The sequence below is a fragment of the Sporocytophaga sp. genome (genome assembly GCF_017745095.1).
GTDB lineage: Bacteria > Bacteroidota > Bacteroidia > Cytophagales > Cytophagaceae > Sporocytophaga.
In genome coordinates, this window is the sequence record NZ_JAGHZZ010000009.1 from 137,266 (window position 1) to 158,203 (window position 20,938).

Genomic DNA, 20,938 nt, shown 5'->3' on the forward strand with positions numbered 1-20,938 from the left:
GCGATATTTAGCATTAATACTCTGAACTTCAATATGATAATATAACCGCCTTCTTAAACTTTTGTTTTTCTCCGTTCAGACGAAAAATTTCAAACATGATCATGTAAATTCCAATATCTGCTTTTCGATCATCATCAGCAATGCCATCCCATTGAAAAAAACCTTCGTTCCCTAATAATTGATTGGAAGCAATCTTTTTTACAGCTCTTCCTTGTCCATCGAAGACTGTAATGGTCGCGATTTCACCTGGATTATCAAGTTGGTATGTTAATAAAGCAAAGTCATTTTTACCGTCTCCATTAGGAGAAAACTTCAATGGTAGCACTGAAAAAGAATTTTCAATAGTTTCTAATTCAAAATGCTGGCTATTGCCATATCCTGGCGTTGCGCCAATGTTTGATGCAGCTGAATGCCAGTTGGAAACATCTGAAGCCGGATTGGTAAACGAAATCCTTTCCAGGCTTATGCCTTCAGGGTCTTTTATAATCTGATGATGCAGTTTTTCGGTATAACTAAAACTATCAAATACATCACTGGAAGGATTAAACAAACTGATATTCCCAGAGTCATCATTCAGAGCAGGCATTGAACTCATTTTTATGAAATTTTTAAATTCTCCCTTTGGATATTGATTTATCAAAGTCTGAGGATCGGAAGTCAATACCAGATACTGCTTTGGTTCCAGAACTAGTGGGCTTGTTGAAATTGAATAAGTAGTGGAGCTCGTACTTTCTGTATTGGATATTCTCCAGTTCTTAAGATCAATGAAATGGGATGAATTGTTATAAAGCTCAACGAAATCAACTCCTCCGGGATGTGGGTTGAAAAGGATTTCATTGATCAAAAGTTCTCCTATCCCAGGAATTTCAGGTAATGCGAACGATTTTTGATTTTGCTGAATGAAGTTGCCATTACAATCTTTTACACCACTTATTGAAATTTTATATAAGGTGCTTCTCTTAATAGCATTTGTGAAAGAAATCAGAATATTTTTATTCCCTTTGTACACTACATTTTCAATCTCAGTTTTTGGTAAAATAGTTATGTTTTCCTCTCTGATCTCTGCAGATATATCTAACTTTTCATCTAATTCTATTAGTATATTTAGTGTATCCAGTAGCCGTAATTCTTTGATTTGGGGTGCTTGCAAATCTGGTTTAATTGAATTTACTGAATTTTCAGCGCCTGGTGTACCACCTATTAAAGCAATAGCTCCGTCCCAATTATCACTCTCTCCACATGGGTTTGAAAGATCTATCAATTCTAAAGCAATCCCGCCGTCGGCATTTAATCTGTTTGTAAACCAGTTCGAAGAATAATTGACAGAATGAATAATTTTACCTGATGGATCTTTAAGAATGAGAGAGTCGGACGAATTGTTCAATGAGGGCCAGGGCGCTATACCAAGAACTTTGCCAAAAGACTTGAATTCATTAATTGATGCTGAAGGACATATAATGAGATATGATTTAGGAGATATTTCAAAAGATGGCAATACTGCTGAAACAGTAGGATCAGAAAAACGCCAATTGGCAAGATTGATGGTATCTTCAGAAGTGTTGTACAATTCAATATATTCTTCTTCCGGAAGACCATGGCTAGGAGTGGGGTCGGAATAAATTTCCGTAATTAAAACTGATCCTGGCTCTATTGCTGGCCGGTAATTAAATTCAATTGATTCATTCAGGGTTTCTTTCAAGTAAAAATCCTGGATTCCATCCATAATAAGTTTATTCTTTCCTTTCCTCAACGGGCCTTCCGAAGTCAGAATCAAAATGGAATCGTTGACATAAGAAAAATCCTTAATGTAAGAATCGTTAATTGTTATGTTATGAGCTTTAAGTTCAGGGGAAATCCTTTTGTTGAATTGAATAACAATGTTGATAGCACTAGAAGCTTTTATATCAATTATTGAAAGTGGTGCATTCTGAATTGAAAAGTCATCGAGATAAAAATCTTTATTTCTGGTTGAGCTGTGAACACAAACTATTCCAAAATAAGCCCCAGTTTTGTAGGTTGAATCTACGTAATAGAGTTCTGGTGAAAAATCGTATCCACCAAGCGTGTCAGATGAAACTTTCCAATTATAGCTTAGATCTCTGGTGACTTTAATTCGTAATGTATTGTTGTTTTTGCCAGCTCGTCCAGGAATGCCGCCACTAAGCTTTACTGAAACCGATCCATCCTGTCTGTATAAATCGATTGCGTCAGAGTTTCCACTTGATCCACCGATTTTCAGAAAATATCCATGTAACGGTTTTATCAGATCAGGGGAGGAACTTGTCAAATAAATCTTGGTAAAATTACTGCTACTGGGATTAAACGGCATTTTTATCAAAAACTGCCATTCAACATTGGTCGTCAGATTATTTGCAGTCGAAAGATAGATTTCCTCGTTTTGAGGTTTGCCAGAGCTTTGAAGCTGAAGGTCTGCATTTATGAAAAATAAAGCAGTATCCCCAGACCATTTGGGCGTTGAGTGGAAATTATTATCAGAGAAAGAGTCATTAAACTGCGCAAAACTCTGAATATAAGAAAATAAAAAAAGTAAGAAATAGCTGGTTTTCACATGGTAAAAATAATAATAAATTGATTAATTTTGTCCCCCGAATAAAAATTCAATAAAAACAATACAAAAATGAAAATTGCAGTAGTAGGCGCTACCGGCTTGGTTGGTGGACAAATTTTAAAAGTGCTGGAGGAGAGAAATCTTCCTGTAACAGAACTATTACCTGTTGCTTCTGAAAAATCTGTTGGAAAAGAAATCATTTTCAAGGGTAAACCATATAAGGTGGTTGATGCAGCCACTGCAATCAGTAAGAAACCTCACTTTGCTATATTTTCCGCAGGTGGAAGTACTTCTCTGGAGCTTGCTCCTAAATTTGCCGAAGCTGGTATCACTGTAATTGATAACTCTTCTGCCTGGAGAATGGACCCTACAAAGAAACTTGTAGTTCCGGAAATCAACGCAAATACACTAACAAAGGATGATAAAATCATTGCAAATCCAAACTGCTCAACTATTCAGATGGTAGTTGCATTGAATCCTTTGCACAAAAAATATAAAATCAAGAGAATTGTAGTTTCTACATACCAGTCTGTAACAGGAACGGGTAAAAAAGCAGTTGACCAATTAATGAATGAAAGAAAAGGCGTTGATGGTCCAATGGCTTATGCGTATCCTATTGACCTTAACGTAATACCTCATATTGATGTGTTTACAGACAACGGTTATACAAAAGAGGAGATGAAAATGATCAATGAGACTAAGAAGATCATGGGAGACGATTCGATAAAAGTAACTGCGACTACAGTTAGAATTCCTGTAATGGGAGGACACTCAGAGTCTGTGAATATTGAATTTGAAAATGAATTTGATATGGAAGAGGTTAAGAAAATTCTTGGAAGTGCAGAGGGCGTTATTTTGGAAGATGATGTTAAAAATCTGAAATATCCAATGCCAATGAATGCTCATAATCGTGATGAAGTATTTGTGGGAAGACTTAGAAGAGATGAGACTCAGCCTAAAACTCTTAATATGTGGATCGTAGCCGACAACCTTAGAAAGGGTGCAGCAACGAATGCTATTCAAATTGCAGAGTACTTGCTTAAAAATAAAGTTGTAGTTGCTTAATGCAATAATTAGGACCACCATTAAAAATAAAAGGGGGCTGACTTAAATATGTCGGTCCCCTTTATTTTTTAAATAGAAAGTCTAGCGTCATGTCTAAACATTTGGTCTTATTGGTAATAGCAATGTTAGATCTCGGAAATTCTAATTATCAAACTTCATGATTTATTAAGGTGAAAGGTGTAGGGAACTAAATTTAAGACATTTAGTGCCCTTTTAGTAAAGAATTTATGAAGAAAAAAATTACTTTTACCTTTCGTAATTAAAAAAATTGCCTGATGGAATTTACAGATTGTTTCAGGGTTTTCTTTATTAAAATACTTATAGAATGATGACACTTAGGTCAATGACCGGCTTTGGGATGGTAAAGTCGGATGCTGAAAATCTTGAAATTAAAGTGGAAATTAAATCTTTAAATTCAAAGTTTTTGGATTTGGGACTTAGACTTCCAAAAGAATATCAGGATAAAGAAATGGAAATCCGAAATATGGTGAGCAATACACTTGAAAGGGGAAAAATCAGCATTTCTATGGATGTGCAGACAAAAGTTGACGCCAAACCTAGAGTTTCCATAAATAAAGAGCTTGTTAAAAAATATTATGAAGATCTTGTAGAGACTGCAGCTTTTGTGGGTACAAAAGAAAGTGATCTTTTCAAAATTGCTTTAACAATGCCTAAAGCGGTAAATCAGGATCTGGATAATGAAGATAATTCCAAGGAATGGGAAATAATAGCATCCGTAATAGGCAAAGCCATTGATCAATGCGATAAATTCCGTCTTGCGGAAGGGGCGGCATTAGGTGAAAAATTGAAGAGCTATATCTTGCGAATTAAAGATTTGTTGGAGCGGGTATCGGAATTTGATCCTCAAAGGATTCAAATGATACGCGAAAGGATTAAAGCACATTTTGTGGAGTTTGGTAATGAGCAAATGGACAAAAGCAGATTTGAACAAGAGCTTATTTACTACATTGAGAAACTTGACATCACTGAAGAGAAAGTCAGGCTGAATAATCACTTAGACTTTTTCCTGGAAAATATGAAAGTGGATAAAAGCGGGAAGAAACTTGGCTTTATAAGTCAGGAAATAGGTAGAGAAATAAACACTATTGGCTCCAAAGCAAATGATGCAAATATTCAGAAGTTAGTGGTGGAAATGAAAGAAGAACTTGAGAAGATTAAAGAACAATCCCTCAATATCCTTTAATGTCGATTTACTTTTTACCGTCCCAGAATACAGAGGTAAAAATTAGAATCATTCCTATATTGGTGTTTAACAGCTTGTTCCCCATAGTGTATTTGAAATAATCGGCGGGAAACAGAGTAAACCATGTAGCTGCAACAAGACAGATGAGGGCAAGGCCAAAAAGGTAATTAAACACCCTCATCAGTTTTATATTATTAGTAAAAAGTACAATACAAGCGATCAAGCCCGCATCAATATAAAACATATTTGACACTAGAGATTTGCTCAATAGGTCTGCATTTAATGGATAATATTGAACTGCCAGACCAATTAAAACGAAAGTAGGACCCAGAACTTTAAGCAGAAGTGCGTTCATCCTTAATTCTATTGCTGTCATTTAAATTTTCTTTACAAAGTTTGTAATTAGACTGAAGACCTCTTTAAATCTTGTAAGAGGTAAAGTTTCCGGTCTGTCCATTACATCATGGTACGCACTTATGCCACCAAGGGTATAAAAGAAGAAAGCTGGTACTCCTTTTTCTGAGAAATAGAAATGATCGGAGTTTGCTGCCGGACCTCTTCTTTTTATCGCAGGAAGTAGCTTCAAGGTTTCGTTTATTTCCAGTAATTTATTGTATTCTTCCGGGTGAAGTGTGGCGTTTACCACTGTCATGCCGTCATCCCCAGTTCCAAGCAAGTCTAAATTGATCATAAATTTTATCTTATTCAATGGAAACAAAGGGTTTTCGGTGAAAAATCTTGACCCGATCAGACCAATTTCCTCTGCACCAAAAGCCATAAATACTATTGTAAATTTGGGAGTATTCTCTTTTTGAGAATAGTATTTTACCAATTCCAGTAGCATTGAGACTCCACTTGCATTGTCATTCGCTCCGGGGAAGTAAACTTTTTTACCCATTGTACCTAAATGATCGTAATGAGCAGAAATAATAATAACAGAATCGGATTTACTTGTACCTTCTACAAATCCGATTACGTTTTGTGAACTATAATTTTTCTTCAGAATAGCGTCTAGCTGAAATTTGACTTTTTTTACACTATCAGGGAAAGAATTTTTAGCTACCTGAAAAAAAGGATTAGTGAATTGTGTTTGGGATAATGAAGCTGTAAGTTTTTTATCATGAAGTTCTATAATACATTTTCCTTCATGAATTTTGTCCAGAATTTCAGATTTTTCTATCAGTTTATTGTAAAATTTAACATCGTAGATAACCGCTCTGTTTTTGGTTTTCTCTGATAAAAAGGAATTTAGCACTTTATCATTGTAAAAGACCATAGTGTCAAGATATAAAGCCTTCACATTTCCATGTCCACCTCTTGAAATGCAATTGGCTATGTAATCTATACCAGTAACAAGTTTTTTCTTATCTGCCTGCAGTGAAATTCGTCCTTCAAAGCAATTGACATCATATTGGAAATTTTGAAAATAATTCTCTCGAATTGCCTTTAGGCCGGATTTCTGAAATTCTGTTTTGATAAAATTGGCTGCTGTTCTGGCGCCATCGAAATTTGCTCCCCGGCCATGCATTGATGGACTGCATAATGTATCAAGATAAAATCTGACTCTGGGGATATCCTGAGAAAAACACTTATTTGCAGTAAGAACAGCAATAGCTAGAAAGAATGCCAAATTCTTTGTCATATACAACTTATTATTTGTTGGAATATAATAAATGAAGGGTGAAGATAAAATGTTATTTCACCTAAACTTTTTCAGTAGAAGCTTTTTTCTTAATAAAAATAAGAGGAAAAAAAGTACCTGCTGTGTTCGCTACAATATCAAGAAGATCAAAATTTCTATCAGGCACAAAATATTGAAGGCATTCGAGAGTAAAACCATAAAGGAAACTAATTAAGAATGCCTTTCTTATTGTATTAATTTTTAAGGCTGGATAGGAGGTCTGTATGTTAAAGCTTTTCACTAACAGCCAGCTCAAAACAAAAAATAAGGTAAAATGAACCAGCTTGTCAATTTGGAAGAGGCTGGAAAACGAAAACTGAGGAATTGCTTTACCTGACATGAGGTAGAGTACTAAAATTATAAGCACCCATGTCCAGGTAAAGACAATTGTAAACTTTTTATTCATACTCTATTAAACTCCAATCAACTTTTTGTATGCTGCGGCATCCAATAATCCGCTTAGTTGATCTGGGTTTTTAATGTTGATTTTAATAACCCATCCTTTTCCGTAAGGGTCGCTATTTACAAGCTCAGGGCTGGACTCAAGATTTTTGTTAAACTCAACAATTTCAGATGTAACTGGCATGAAAAGATCTGAGACGGTTTTTACAGCTTCCACTGTTCCGAAAACTTCACCTGCATTTACTGTTTCTCCTACAGAATCAATATCGAAATATACGATATCTCCCAATTCATTCTGAGCAAAGTCTGTGATACCAACTATAGCAGTATTGCCTTCTATTTTGATCCACTCGTGTTCTTGTGTATACTTTAATTCTTCCGGAAAATTCATTTTGTCTAAATTTTTAATTTCTGTCCAAAAATACACTTTTTTTTAAATTGAAGAACATTATGACAGGGTGAACCTTAATTGAATGCCAAAAGATGTCGTCGCTCTTCTGTATGAACTTGAAATTCTTGGGGTATTGATCGTCCTCTCAAAGTAGAAAAGTAGGTTAACTCTTGTATTTACCACATAACTGATAGTAGGTCTTAACTGGAAATTAAGGTTACCGTTTGTTACAACAGCTGGATCTCCGATTTTTCTCTGAACGGTTTTCATATCACTGACCGTGACATCTATTTTTACATTCAGCTCATTCTTCAAAGGAGGAATTTCCCTACCCTGCCATCTGAAAGGAAACTTAAATCCTGTTTTAGCCACTCCGATTCCCAGTACAAGATCATTTTTATTGTTTTCCTGTATCTGAGCATTTGACATACTCAGTGCAAGTCTTCTATCTTTTCTGTATTCTACCTTATAGGTCATCTTCCCCTTGGTCCGAACGTTAATACCAACCAAAGGAGCAAATGTTTCCTGAATAACCACTTGATCTACTACATAAACTGGCACAAGTTTGCCATCTATTACAGAAGAAGGTGGTGCATTTTCAATGTCTGAATTCGGGTTTATTTCTTTAGAACCATAAGCGAGCGAAGAGGTAAAACTTGACACGCTGTATTTGCTTGTATATCCATGTGAAATAATTATACTCGGGAACAACTTTTTAATTGCGTCAATTCTTGTTAATCCAGAGAAGTCCACTCTCCAGTTTGGTAGCGGAATTTTGGGGAATGATGACAAGCTTACTTTAGATGCATCTTTGCCAGAATAAGCAGCTATAAATGCCGGAATGAGCACCTCCTGAGAGTTTAAGCTGTAAGCTGTATCCTTTGGATCGGAATATTGATGTCTGGCAAAAATAACTCTTCTGTTTTCAACAAACTGATCAAAGGTTTTTGAAGAATATTTCCCTCCACTTCCTCTTCCTTGAAAGGCAGTCGCAATGCTTATGAAAGTTACTTCATAACGACCGTTTCTGTAAGGGTTATCGGAAACGAAATTGGTACTATTAGGAAGAGAATCCACTCTAAAGAATTCCTTATAATCGCTGGCTTTGGTCCTTGATGCCTCAATCTGAATCCTCAGATCTTTTACAGGCTCCAATGCAGTTCTTAAATTGATAGTCTCAGTTTTTACCTGCGTGAGGGGGGTTGTAACATTTCTAAAAGCAGCGTTTTTGGTAATGTATCCTTTCTCTGAAAACTCCCTCTTAAACTTTTGGAGATCCTGATCTCCCAGGATAAAAGGAAGCATTGTACCAGCATTAACACCGTCCCCCATACCGAAATATTTTGCAATTGGCATGTAGCCCGGCATCAATATTCCCTGTGTTAGATTGTAGGTAAAATTAATAGTCTTAATGCTAATGATTGCTTTAGTCACAGCCTTGAGCCCCTTCATCTCCGGTTTGGGGAGTGTTTGGGTTGTATCTTTTTTGAGTTCTGGTTTAGGCAGCTTTTTGGGTGGTGGGCTGTTTAACTCTCTCAGGAATTTAACTCTGTTATATATTTTCTCAAGATTTATTTTTCCGTTCACTCCTATAGTACGCTCATTTCTTATAGAGTTTCCAAGCGTATCTCTTTGATATAAGGCTCCTGAGTTCCATGTATAGCCAGCCGTATAGCGCAGGTCTGTGCCAATCCAGTCTGTAATAGGAAGTTTATCAAATGGTACTTTATAATTTGCTCCGATAGATTGATTATAATCTTTCATACGACCGAAATTTTTCAGATTCCTCCAGATCGTATCTCTGTTTTCTCTAGAATCAGGAGCGTAATTCGCTGTTTCATCAATTATAGCATATGCATTAGCTGAATAGTCTACAGATAAGCTTTTTGTAAAATTCCATACAAGACCGTACACTCGGTTGAAGTTGAACATCTTTTCATAGTATGGAGCTGATAGGATTCCATAAATTGGACTTGCTTCATAGAACACCGTAGTCTTCGTCCTTCTGTCAAGATCTCCTCTGAAAGAGATAGTAGATGGTATAAAATTGAAATTTATATCCTTGATAAGTTTCAGATATTTTTTATCAAAAGCCTTTACATTTTTAAAAGGCTCAAAAGGTTTTGCCTGGCTGGTGAAGTTATATCCAAGCCCTACCTTATACATTTTTATGGTAGAGTCTTGCACTGTAGAGCTCGTTCTCTTGATATCACTATAGCCTAATGTAAGAGCAAGATTTTCGACATCCCAGAGATGGCTTTTGGCATCTTTTTTGGTCTTTACTTTTTGTATGTTGGTTAAGTTAATAGCCCTTCTTGTTGTCTGGGTAAGTATTAGATTTTTATATGCATCTCGTTCAGAGTTTGTAGCAAAGCGGGTTAGAGAGGTCTTCATAAGTACGTCCGGATCAAGCGGATCGTATTTAGGGGAGATAACCTCTCTGTCATAACCTAGAAACAAAGGAAGACGAATGCCGAGTTTTTGAGGTAAAAACTTGTCAAGGCTGATATTACTCTGGATACCCCATTGCAATGTATTGTTACGTTCTCTTTGAGAAACCTTTTGTTCAAGGGTTCCAAATCCTGCTGATGTATATCTTAACGATCCCGAAACTGTGGCAAGATCGGCAAGTTTAACATTTGCTCTTGCTGTAGCGGCCCAACCGGGACTTTCCTGAAAATTCGTTGCCCTTAACTCATCGACCCAGATACAGGCAGATTTCGGTCGTCCGTCACTAGTATAAGGATTTCGCATACCGATCATGATAGTTTGGACGGAGCTGATATCCGGTCTTCCAACAACAGTAATCTTTCTTCCATTGACAATTTGAGAGAATGGGCTGCTCAGAATCCTTCCTGATTTATCTCCCAAAACTTTAACATCTATAAGGTCTGCGATACGTAAGTCGAGTTCGTTTTCTGGTCTCCATATCTGATTGACATCTCTACTGCCTTGTGGCGTTAAGTAAAGAGGTATGGAAACTTCATAGTAGTTTTCTTTAAAGTCTGTTCCTATACGAATAAAAGCTTCAAGATCTTTATCTTTTGTATTGATGTCCTCACTTTCTGCGTGAACAAACATTCTTAGGTTTTTGTAATTCAAAAGATCTAGGTTAATGATCTTATATGCCGCACCTGCTTTTTTATCAGGAATATCTTCTGCACAAATTCTCAGAGATTGTTCATTCAACCTTCTGTTGTTCTGAGCTGTAGCATCCTGATCTCTTGAGAACCCAGGAGGTAAGACATAAGGAATTTTATTTCCTTCAACCTTACCGTTTTCTTCAATACTTACTGTGGAAATATTAACAGGAGTTACTGAAGGTTCAAGAAACTCTCCTGTATTTTCAAAAAGAGGTTCATTGAATGCTCTCCACTGACTTGCTACTAGTTGAAGTTTTACAAATCTCATTACCACAGGATCTTCGAATCCGGTAACATACATTCTCATGAATTTAATGGTTTTAAAACCATTAATATTTCCGACGATTGAATCAGGCTCTCTAATAGGAATTCTGAACTGATACCAGGTAACACCGCTATCTCCTGTTACTTTATCTACTACGTGGTTTTTGCCTATTACAAAATCATTTTCATTAACGTTGATTTTATATTCATAATATTCATCAAGGTCGTTGATGGTGTTGTCTGCATTTAAATCTTCATTATCAGGAAGAGTAGAGTTGGATTGGGTGAAATTATTGTCACCCGCTGCAATAGGAGAGTTGTTCTCCATACCATTATAGTTTTTATAACGTTGCAGAACGCTTAGGGCTTCTGCATCATTCTCTTTACCCAGGTAGTGTCTGAAATTGTCACCTGATGGGTCAGCAAGAATTTTATTTTTTGCATCCTGAGTGATGCCAGGTATGGTAGTGACTTTTGTAAGGAAGTCATTGAAATAACTTTCTTCAGAAGCATTGTCAAGTCCATCCAGACCTATATCTTGTCGGCTTCTTGTAGAGGGCTCAGTATCAAATGCGTTAGTAAGGAATGTTCTGGTTGTTACTTTTCCCCATTGGTTTTTCTTAACTCCATCAGCAGTATCAGCATCTGTCGTAGGAAGTCCGTTTTCGAAAGCATGCTGCCCATCTTTCATAATATCCTCAGTGATGCTACCCAGGTTAAAGAACAATTGCCCACCTTTTGTCACCATCTTGTTTTTACTGTCATCGAGATAAACAGGAACTTTTGTCTTAGGTGAGTTAGGGTTTGCTCCTTTCATAAAAGGATCCATCATCCAGAATTCTATGTATTGGATGTTTGCGTTGTCAAAGTCAATTTCATTACGGATGTCTCTTGTTATTGCTCCCCAGTTCCTTGAAGGATTATCAAATTCTCCGTCAACATTCAGTTTCGGGTTAAAATTGTAAGGTCCTCTTTCTCTTGGAAAATATGCAAGGTCAAAGGTAACCTGGTTAAGAGTATAAACCTGTCTATCCTGATTTGGAAAAATCTCCTGTGGTCTTACAATTCTGATAAAGTGGTTTTGGATATGTTCCTCAAGGCCTTTAGGTACGCCTGTTCCACTGTTACGGTAAAATACGTTGTCGATATTATACCATGCAAGTTTCGCTCTGCTATAAGTATATTCGGTAGTTGTGCTGTTGCTTTGAGGAAAGCGTTTTGGAGTACCTCCGAGTTTCCATCTTGACCATGAAGTGGTCATGTCTATTGAAGTTTTTGCTCCTTCAAAATCATCAATAAAAGCAGTACCGCCATTTTTGGAAACGGCCTTTGAATGGCCTGGAATAAGTTGAGCAACTTCACCGGCAGCAGTGATCGAAGAAGGAGCTTTCGTCTGAATTCCTGGTAAAAGGTCAACCGCTTTAGTAAGGATTCTGGAATCTTTCTTAAAGTTAGCATCGAAACCAAGCATGGTGTTCCTGCTAGGCTCATCACCTATACTAACCCTGGTAATATTTGGAGTTTCGTTCTGGTGAAGGACTGTAGCTCCTAAAAGTATATCGTCGTTAATTTTATAGTCAAAGCGGGTTCCGAAGAACGATTTTCTTCGAAAGTTAAAGATGTCCTGTTTTTCGTATCTTATTTTAATCTCTTTGTTAGAGGCAAGAATACCCTCATTAAGAATTGTTACCTTGCCTGATTGATCAACGGTATAATCTACTTCCGGAACAAGTGGGACGCTTCCAGCGGTAACAATCACTGATCCTTGGTTTACGTTTATGCCAGGCAACTGCACTGAGCTTGTTGCTGTAGATTGATAGCGGCCTTTCAGATAGTATTTATTCTTAGAGGCAACAAGCATCGCATCTCTTTGGGTAGAATCATAAAGCTCAGTAAAGACGTATTTATTGATCAGATTTTGTTCAGTTGCTGGATCAAAGAACCTGTTCATATTATTTCCAAAAGGCTCAAGTACAGGGAAAATAATCCTTCCGTATTTTGAATCTATGGTTACATCTTCCACATAGTCAAAGTTACCGTCTGCGATAGGGTCATTGTTCATGTTTAACCTGTCTAGTCCGGTCATTTTAAGGATGGTTTTTCCAGAAGCAATTGTACCTTCCTGGAGCACAGGTAAATCAAGACCACTATAGTCATTTTTATAAATAACCCTAAGCTGGAAGTTATCTCTTGTGAGCTGAGTTCCTCCTATCTGATAAATGTTTTTCATCATCAGATCCCATGTAGGAAGTCGAGTTTTAGTTGCAGAAGGTTTGATTAATTTCAGGATAATTAAAGAGTCACCTGTTATATTGGTGATGTCTTCATTCATTTCACCGACTTTATAAGTCTTTCCTTGGTAAGTATATTCAAATGCAACCGCAATACCAGCATCTTCTTGTATCTGTGTATTCAGTGTAATATATCCTAGGTCTGGCTGAAATTTAAAGTCTGTTGGTAATAATTTTCGAGCACTTTTAATGACTTCATAATCGGTTCCTTTGGTAAGGCCCTGACTGTTCAGATTAAATTCTAAATTATCAGAAGTTCTGTAAGTTCTTACCTTATCATATAAATTATTACTCCCATTGGATGCAGCCTTATTAGTGTTCCCCTGCAGGTTTTTGTTGTATGGGTTTGATTCTCCGAGATCAAGATAACCAACAATACTTCTCAGGTTTTGGGTGGTATTGGCTCTGTTAGTTACGTAAACGTCAACCCTGGTAATTTTCACCCCTGAGTTTAGTACGGGCAAGCTGGCAAGAGAGCTTTCATAGTTATTTCTGAAGAACTGTCCCAGGAAGAAGTGTCGTCTGTCTTCATAGTTGTCAGCTTTAATATTTATTTCACGGGCCTGGGAGCCTCCTTGTAATTTAATTTCTTCACTTTTGCCTCGTTGGCTTGAGAATACTGAGGTAACAGATAGTCGTCCGAACTGTAATTTTGTTTTAATACCAAAAAGATTCTGAGGCCCCTGCAGAAGGGTACTATTTAATGGAAAGCTTACAGTACCTGCTTCTATCTTTTGTATGATATCTTCTTCAAATCCCGTGTATTCAAGTTTAAGGTTGTTCTGAAAGTCAAATGTAGCCTTAGTATCCCAGTTGGCAGTAAGCTTAAGTTTTTCTCCGATCTTACCGACCACGTTCATACTGATTTGCTGGTCAAAGTCAAAACCACCTGTTCTCTGTTGTCTTACAGGAATGTTGGGGTTATTAACGCGTTGCCATTTCCCGCCGAAATCCAGCATTACCAGACCATTAGGTCTTATATCCACGAAATTGCTTCCAAAAGGTCCTTCAAGTCCGCGCACATATATTTTGGGAATAAGGTTTCCTCTGGAAGAAACAGGAGTTTCGCCGTCAAGCCCTTGAGACTTGGATTTCCAGTAAGACTTCATCATTTCTTTCTGACGATACTTTGAGTATTCGTCAAAAGTCATAGAAGAAGGAGGCCTATAATCAAAGTCACCTACCTTTTCATAGATATTATAATTATTCATGCTGGAATCAAGCTCCACTTCTGTTTGCACATTGGTGGGGTTTTTCAGCAGGAAAGGAGATTTGGAGGACCTGTTAGAAAATGGGTCACCCTCTCTGTCACTCGGATTATAGTTAGGTCTTTTTTTTCTGTCTTTATTCTCTTCGGTTGAGTCACCTGGAGGTTCAGATCTTCTTAGTGTATAAGTGCTATTGCTGGGCTTTCCGAAGGAAACCCAGGTATAAAAAGTTACACAACTAAGTGTTGCTACGAGTATATATTTATTCAGATTCAGCACTTGAAAAAAAATTATGCTGTTTTAAGCGCTTGTTTAATTAAATTTTCCAAAGAGATATTATCTCCCTCTTTTTTTATAATGCTATCAATACTCTTTTCAGCAACATTTTTAGCGATGCCTAATGTAATGAGTGCGGATAACGCTTCACCTCGGATTAAATTGTGTGAAGATTTTGTTAAGTTCAATAAAGCATCGTTTCCAACTGGTTCTTTTTTGATTTTATCTTTTAATTCCAGTACTATTCGCTGGGCAGTTTTAAGACCTATTCCTTTTATTGACTGTATTGTCCGAACATCTTCCTGCACTATGGCTCTGCTTAATTCTTCTGCATTTAATGAAGAGATAATCATCATGGCAGTTCCAGGTCCTACACCAGAAATAGATATCAGGTCAAGAAAAATCTTTTTCTCTGCAATGTGAAAAAAACCAAAAAGTGTATGAGCATCTTCTTTAATATGTAAATAAGTATGAAGTTTAACCTTTTCTTCATCTTTAATTAAAGAATAAGTTTGCAGAGAAATTCTGATCTGGTAACCAATACCGTTAGTTTCAATTATTACAAAGAATGGGTCTTTGAACGCTAATTTTCCCTCTATATATGCGATCATATTTGCTGATTAATTGTATGGTTCTGAGTATCTACCACAGCTATAGCTGCCATATTTACTATTTCTCTGATAGAGCTGCCAAGCTGAAGTATGTGAACAGGTTTTCTCATTCCCATTAATATTGGCCCGATAGTCTCAGCTTCTCCAATTTCCTGGAGAAGTTTATAGCAAATATTTCCAGCAGCCAGGTCGGGGAATATAAAAGTATTTGCACCTTCCTGAGCAAGAGCACTAAACGGATAATTTTCCTGTTGAAGTTTCGTGTTCAATGCGATATTTGCCTGAATGTCTCCCTCTATAACGAGCTCCGGGAACTTTTCTTTTGCAATTCTTGTTGCGGTCGCAGATTTTTCTGGTACTATTCCTTTTGAAGATCCAAAATTCGAATAAGATAGCACAGCAATACGTGGCGTGAAATCAAAAAAACGGACAGCATTGGCTGTTAATCCTATCAATTCAGCTAATTCTTCTGCATTCGGATTTTCATTAACTGTAGTATCAGCAAAAAAGTATGGTCCTTTTTTATTAAGAATGATATACATCCCAGCTACTTTTTTGGTACCTGGAGCTACGCCAATCACTTGCAGAGCAGGTTTAATAGAAGTAGCATAATCTTTGGTTAATCCTGTGATGAAACAATCTGCCTCACCCTCGTCCACCAACATAGCTCCGAAATAATTTCTATCCCGCATCATCTTTTTGGCTTCTTCCGGAGTGATCCCCTTTCTTTGACGCTTTTTATAGAATTTTTCTCCAAAGCTATAGCGCTTCTCTCTTTCTTCAATCGGACTAATAATTTCACACCCAGTTAGATCAATCATATATTCATGACTCATCTTCTTGATCTTCTCCTTATTGCCCAGTAATACAGGTATTCCGATACCTTCATCAACTATAGTTTGTGCAGCTTTAAGTATTTTGAAATGTTCGCCTTCTGCAAGTACAATCCTTTTAGGGTTTTGTCTGGCTCTGCTGAAGATACGGTTCATTAGTTTTTCATCCTTACCTATTTTCTGTAGTAGCTGATCGTGATATAAATCCCAATCAGTGATCTGACTCTGTGCTACTCCGGATTCCATAGCGGCTTTGGCCACAGCGGGGGATATAGTAGTGATAAGTCTTGGATCGAGCGGCTTAGGTATAAGATAAGTTTTGCCAAAAGAAATCTTTTCATCGCCATAGGCTTTGTTCACAATTTCCGGAACAGGTTCTTTGGCTAGATCTGCAATAGCTTTGACAGCTGCCAACTTCATGGCTTCATTGATGTCTGTTGCTCTAACGTCCATGGCTCCTCTGAAAATATAGGGAAACCCAAGAACATTATTTACCTGATTAGGAAAATCGGATCTACCTGTGGCTATAATGGCATCAGGTCTTGCCTCAAGCGCAGAAGCATAGTCTATTTCAGGTACTGGATTGGCTAATGCGAAGATAATAGGCTGCTTAGCCATTTTTTTCACCATCTCTTTGGTGAGAATATTACCAGCTGAAAGACCAATAAAAATATCAGCTCCTTCTATTGCCTGGTCAAGCGTGTATACATTTCTGTCTGTAGCAAACTGTGTTGTTACTGGATTCAGGTCGGTTCGGTCTTTTCTTAGAACACCGTTGACATCAAGCATGGTAATGTTTTCCAACTTTGCCCCGAGGTCCAGATAGATTTTTGTGCATGCAATGGCTGCAGCGCCAGCGCCACTAATGGTAAAGCGTACAGATTCTATTTTTTTATGAACAAGCTCAAGAGCATTAAGCAATGCAGCTCCAGAAATAATTGCCGTACCATGCTGATCGTCATGCATGATAGGTATATTCATTTGTTCACGAAGCTTTTTCTCTATCACAAAACATTCTGGAGCTTTGATATCTTCCAGATTGATACCTCCAAATGTAGGCTCAAGAGATTTTACTATTCTTACAAATTCATCTGGGTCTGTACTGTCTATTTCTATATCGAATACGTCAATGCCGGCGAATTTTTTAAACAAAACGCCTTTGCCTTCCATTACTGGCTTTGATGCGTCTGGTCCGATATTGCCTAGTCCAAGTACCGCGGTACCATTGGAAATTACCCCTACAAGATTTCCTTTTGCAGTGTATTTGTAAACCTCTTCTTTGTTCTGATGAATTTCTTTACAAGGCTCGGCCACACCAGGGGAGTAGGCCAGTGCAAGGTCGAGTTGAGAAGAGAGCATTTTGGTAGGTACTACTTCAATCTTTCCAGGCTGCCCTTGACTGTGATAGTTAAGAGCATCTTCTCTTCTTATATGAATAGCCATAATCTTAGTAAATAATTCGGGTTAATTTTTTTAGAGAAGAATTAATTCATTAAAAAAATATAGGAAGTGCTTTGAACTGTATGCAAAAGAATTTTTGAATCTACTCGCGACAATCTGAATCTTCTGAATTTCTTAATTAGTAATCCCCTTTTAAAAATTTGTTTTATAAAGAGTAAAAATAACTAATAAATCTTAAAAAATTGTAAGTTTTATCTGTCGAGTTTCTCAGGAATAGGCTTAAAAATCAAAGTTTAAAGGAATAATAATATTGGATTGATAGAAATAAAAAAATGCTAAGTTTTAATTGTATTCTATTAAAACTTAGCATTCGACAATTTGTGTCTGAGCTCGTTAGCTCATTATTAATTTTTGTCCGACTTTGATTTCGTTAGACTTAAGATTATTCAATTTTTTTAGTTTTTCAACAGGTATGTTGTTGGATTTAGAAATAGTCCAAAGAGTGTCACCCGGCTGTACATAATATATCTTCTTTTGAGGAACATATTTCTTTTTACTTTCAGTATGCTTTGCCAATGTTGGCTTTTCCATTACCAACCCACCTTTATAGATAGTAAGCTTTTGTCCGGACTTAATGCTTGAGCCTTTCAGCTTATTCCATTTTTTGAGGTCAGAAAGACTTACTTCATATTTATCCGCAATTTTAGAAAGTACATCACCTTTCTTTACTGTATAATAAACCTTTTTCTTTTGTGGTGTCGCAGATCCATGAGATTTATTTTCTGCGGGCTTTGTGCTCGCAAGCTGCACAGGTTGTTGTGCTAAATCATCATCAATTTCATCGCCAGCTCTTTTTGAGCTTTCATCCAGAATTGTCAGTTTATTCATCGCAAAATATTCAGATTTATCTGAAGGTATTCTGACATGAAAAGGATAATTATCTGGAATATAATTTCTTTTTATAGCAGGATTCATTTTAATGAACTCGTCTTTGCAGATATTCAGCTGCTCACAGAACATATCAAGATTTACATATTGATTAATGTGTACTGTATCGAAGCGAATCGGATATTCCAGAGAGTCTGCGAAGATATTATGATCCTGCATGTGATTCATTGTGTAGGTTAGGGCTACGAACTGAGGAACATACCCTCTGGTTTCCTGAGGGAGGAAGTTATAAATTTCCCAGAAAGTATCCTTATATCCTGATTTTCTTATAGCTTTTCTGACATTACCAGGGCCACAGTTATAAGACGCAAGGGCTAATTCCCAGTCATCAAAAATATTGTAAAGGTCTTTAAGATATTTGCAGGCAGCTTCTGTTGATTTGTAGGGATCAAGTCTTTCATCTACATACTGATCCTGTTTCAGTTTATAGATTTTACCAGTGCTTGGCATAAACTGCCATAGACCTGCTGCTCCTGCTCTTGATATTGCTTTAGGATTAAGCCCAGATTCTACAATCGCCAGGTATTTTAGTTCCTGAGGCATATTGTGTCTTTTTAGAGCTTCTTCAAAAATTTCGAAATATAGACGTTTTCTGCGTTCCATTACGACAGAATAGTGTCTGTTACGAACAGTGAAATAATCAATGAAACCTCTAATTTTTTTATTAAAGGTTAGTTTTACATTTTTTTCAAGACATTTTAATCTGTCTGCAATCAACTCATCCGGAACTTCAGGAATACTGTCGGCAACTGCCACTGTTGTTTCCTCAGGTTGAGGTGCAACATTGGTAGTTGTATCTTGTTCAGCTGAAAACTGTCCATAAGAAACAGTTGACAGTAACGTGCAAACAACAAGGATTAACCCCTTTAACTTTCCAGACTTGTTGAATAATTTTTCCATATTAATTTTTGCTAGTTAAGTATTTGGAGAAAGCTAGTAAGCTGCTTTCTTCAAATGCTTTTGTCATGATCTGAATACCGATCGGCAAGCCTTGACTGTCGTTTCCGGCAGGCACGGAGATTGCAGGAATTCCTGAGAGGTTCGCCTGAACGGTAAAGACATCGGCGAGGTACATTGAGATGGGATCTTCTGTTTTCTCTCCTATCTTAAACGCTGTAGTAGGAGTAGTTGGTATAACCAGAAAGTCAACATCTGAAAGTATTTTTTCAGTTTGTTCCTTGATCAGTCTTCTGACCTTTTGCGCTTTGGTATAGTACGCATCATAATAACCCGCACTCAGCACAAAAGTTCCAAGCATGATTCTTCTCTTTACTTCTGCTCCGAAGGCTTCTGACCTTGTCTTTTTGTACAAGCTTTGCAAATCAGTGGCTTCTGAACTTCTGTAACCGTATTTTACGCCATCATATCTGGAAAGGTTGGAACTAGCTTCAGCAGTTGTAAGGATGTAATAGGTAGGAAGAATGTATTCCAGCAACGAAAATTCAACGGGTTTTACAGTATGTCCCTCTTTTTCAAGGGTTGTTAAAATGTCCTGGGTTTTTTTACGGATCTCTTCGTTTACTCCTGGGCTTTCGACGGATTCCTTCAAATATCCGATCTTTACTTTTTTACCAAAGTCAAGCGACTTGGAATAAGCCGGAACTTCTTTATGTGAAACCGTACTATCAAAATTATCAGGACCTGCCATGATTTCCAGTAAAAGAGCTGCGTCTTCTACTGATCTTGAGATGATACCTATAGTGTCGAAAGACGAAGAATAAGCAATTAGACCGTATCTAGAGATACGTGAATAGGTAGGTTTTAACCCATATATACCACAGAAAGCTGCAGGTTGTCTAACTGAACCACCTGTATCAGATCCAAGAGAAGCAAGACAAAGGTCTGCTTGTACTGCTACTGCAGATCCCCCGGAAGATCCTCCTGGCACTCTGGTGGTATCCGCTTCATTTAAGGAAGGGCCGAATGCAGAATTTTCATTGGAAGACCCCATTGCAAACTCGTCGCAGTTTTGCCTTCCAATGATAATTGCATCCTCATCAATAATTCTTTGAACTGCAGTTCCGCTAAACTGAGAAATAAAACCAGACAAAATTTTACCGGAAGCCTGAAGTCCATGATTTTTATGACATAGAACATCTTTTATTCCGATAACCATTCCTGCAAGTTTCCCTGCTTTGCCTTCTTTTATTTTCTGATCAACTTCGCTTGCTTTGGCTAATGCTTCTGTTTCATAAACTTCCAGATAAGCATTTAGGTGAGCTTTTTTCTTGATATTATCTAAGTAATATTCTGTAAGCGATCTGCATGAAATCAGTCCTTTGCTAAGGTCTGAACGCACTTCTTCTAAAGAATTATATCTTTTCAAGTCCCCTCTAATTATTGGTTTATTTTTTATCCTCTTTTGCGCCTTCTTCGATTTCGTTTTTGATTTCTTTGGTGGCGTCTTTAAATTCTCTGATACCTCTTCCTACTCCTCTTGCAAGTTCAGGGATTTTCTTGGCACCAAACAATAATATTACTACGGTAAGGATAAGAAATACTTCCCAGCCTCCCATATTTGGAAGAAATAAGAACATTGAATAAGCCATTTTCTTAGATATTTATATAAAATATTAAATAATTTAAACAAAGATAGGTAATAAACTGCAGGCCGCAAAACCCAAATCCGGAAGGTTGGTGTTGAAATGTGG

At 37.2% G+C, this 20,938-nt stretch carries 13 protein-coding genes; 2 read left to right on the forward strand and 11 right to left on the reverse strand.

Annotation, left to right across the window (positions count from 1 at the left end):
• Window positions 1-28 precede the first annotated feature (28 nt).
• A complete protein-coding gene (locus J7604_RS15425; protein ID WP_293897256.1) occupies window positions 29-2,569 on the reverse strand; it encodes a lamin tail domain-containing protein in 2,541 nt (846 codons plus the stop codon).
• A 69-nt stretch (window positions 2,570-2,638) separates the two neighbouring features.
• On the opposite strand from J7604_RS15425, the gene J7604_RS15430 reads away from it, so the two are divergent.
• Together J7604_RS15430 and J7604_RS15435 are read left to right on the forward strand one after the other, a co-directional pair.
• On the forward strand, window positions 2,639-3,634 hold the full coding sequence (locus J7604_RS15430) for an aspartate-semialdehyde dehydrogenase (protein ID WP_293897258.1): 996 nt from the start codon (window positions 2,639-2,641) through the stop codon (window positions 3,632-3,634).
• A gap of 325 nt (window positions 3,635-3,959) precedes the next feature.
• The gene (locus tag J7604_RS15435) at window positions 3,960-4,838 is read left to right on the forward strand and encodes a YicC/YloC family endoribonuclease (protein WP_293897260.1); all 879 of its coding nucleotides are present in this window, start codon (window positions 3,960-3,962) and stop codon (window positions 4,836-4,838) included.
• 7 nt (window positions 4,839-4,845) lie between these two features.
• Here J7604_RS15435 and J7604_RS15440 read toward each other — a convergent pair whose 3' ends face one another.
• From J7604_RS15440 to J7604_RS15485, 10 genes are all read right to left on the reverse strand, one after another.
• A complete protein-coding gene (locus J7604_RS15440; RefSeq protein ID WP_293897262.1) occupies window positions 4,846-5,214 on the reverse strand; it encodes a hypothetical protein in 369 nt (122 codons plus the stop codon).
• Window positions 5,215-6,480: a M20/M25/M40 family metallo-hydrolase gene (locus tag J7604_RS15445; protein WP_293897264.1), complete on the reverse strand. Its 1,266-nt coding sequence runs from the start codon at window positions 6,478-6,480 to the stop codon at window positions 5,215-5,217.
• A 61-nt stretch (window positions 6,481-6,541) separates the two neighbouring features.
• Window positions 6,542-6,925, reverse strand: coding sequence for a VanZ family protein (locus J7604_RS15450; RefSeq protein WP_293897266.1), 384 nt, complete (start codon window positions 6,923-6,925; stop codon window positions 6,542-6,544).
• Window positions 6,926-6,931: 6 nt separating this feature from the next.
• Complete coding sequence (gene gcvH, locus J7604_RS15455; protein WP_028981187.1) at window positions 6,932-7,312, reverse strand: glycine cleavage system protein GcvH; 381 nt, start codon at window positions 7,310-7,312, stop codon at window positions 6,932-6,934.
• A gap of 57 nt (window positions 7,313-7,369) precedes the next feature.
• Window positions 7,370-14,497 (reverse strand): cell surface protein SprA, encoded by a 7,128-nt coding sequence (gene sprA, locus J7604_RS15460; RefSeq protein WP_293897269.1) that lies wholly within the window; start codon window positions 14,495-14,497, stop codon window positions 7,370-7,372.
• A gap of 11 nt (window positions 14,498-14,508) precedes the next feature.
• A complete protein-coding gene (gene ruvA / locus J7604_RS15465) occupies window positions 14,509-15,105 on the reverse strand; it encodes a Holliday junction branch migration protein RuvA (RefSeq protein ID WP_293897271.1) in 597 nt (198 codons plus the stop codon).
• Window positions 15,102-17,381, reverse strand: coding sequence for an NADP-dependent malic enzyme (locus J7604_RS15470; protein ID WP_293897272.1), 2,280 nt, complete (start codon window positions 17,379-17,381; stop codon window positions 15,102-15,104). Before J7604_RS15470 ends, ruvA begins: the two co-directional genes overlap by 4 nt.
• Window positions 17,382-17,732: 351 nt before the next feature.
• Window positions 17,733-19,187, reverse strand: coding sequence for a lytic transglycosylase domain-containing protein (locus tag J7604_RS15475; protein ID WP_293897273.1), 1,455 nt, complete (start codon window positions 19,185-19,187; stop codon window positions 17,733-17,735).
• A gap of 1 nt (window position 19,188) precedes the next feature.
• Window positions 19,189-20,613 carry an Asp-tRNA(Asn)/Glu-tRNA(Gln) amidotransferase subunit GatA gene (gene gatA, locus J7604_RS15480; protein WP_293897274.1) on the reverse strand — a complete coding sequence of 475 codons (1,425 nt, stop codon included), beginning with the start codon at window positions 20,611-20,613 and terminating at the stop codon, window positions 19,189-19,191.
• Between the two features lie 19 nt (window positions 20,614-20,632).
• Window positions 20,633-20,836, reverse strand: coding sequence for a twin-arginine translocase TatA/TatE family subunit (locus J7604_RS15485; RefSeq protein ID WP_293897276.1), 204 nt, complete (start codon window positions 20,834-20,836; stop codon window positions 20,633-20,635).
• Window positions 20,837-20,938: the final 102 nt, after the last annotated feature.

Coding starts and splice junctions, on each gene's coding strand:
- gcvH (WP_028981187.1), bottom strand. CDS start 7,312: ATGAATTTTCCGGAAGAATTAAAGTATACACAAGAACACGAGTGGATC.
- J7604_RS15470 (WP_293897272.1), bottom strand. CDS start 17,381: ATGGCTATTCATATAAGAAGAGAAGATGCTCTTAACTATCACAGTCAA.
- J7604_RS15435 (WP_293897260.1), top strand. CDS start 3,960: ATGATGACACTTAGGTCAATGACCGGCTTTGGGATGGTAAAGTCGGAT.
- J7604_RS15475 (WP_293897273.1), bottom strand. CDS start 19,187: ATGGAAAAATTATTCAACAAGTCTGGAAAGTTAAAGGGGTTAATCCTT.
- J7604_RS15430 (WP_293897258.1), top strand. CDS start 2,639: ATGAAAATTGCAGTAGTAGGCGCTACCGGCTTGGTTGGTGGACAAATT.
- J7604_RS15450 (WP_293897266.1), bottom strand. CDS start 6,925: ATGAATAAAAAGTTTACAATTGTCTTTACCTGGACATGGGTGCTTATA.
- J7604_RS15440 (WP_293897262.1), bottom strand. CDS start 5,214: ATGACAGCAATAGAATTAAGGATGAACGCACTTCTGCTTAAAGTTCTG.
- ruvA (WP_293897271.1), bottom strand. CDS start 15,105: ATGATCGCATATATAGAGGGAAAATTAGCGTTCAAAGACCCATTCTTT.
- J7604_RS15445 (WP_293897264.1), bottom strand. CDS start 6,480: ATGACAAAGAATTTGGCATTCTTTCTAGCTATTGCTGTTCTTACTGCA.
- J7604_RS15485 (WP_293897276.1), bottom strand. CDS start 20,836: ATGGCTTATTCAATGTTCTTATTTCTTCCAAATATGGGAGGCTGGGAA.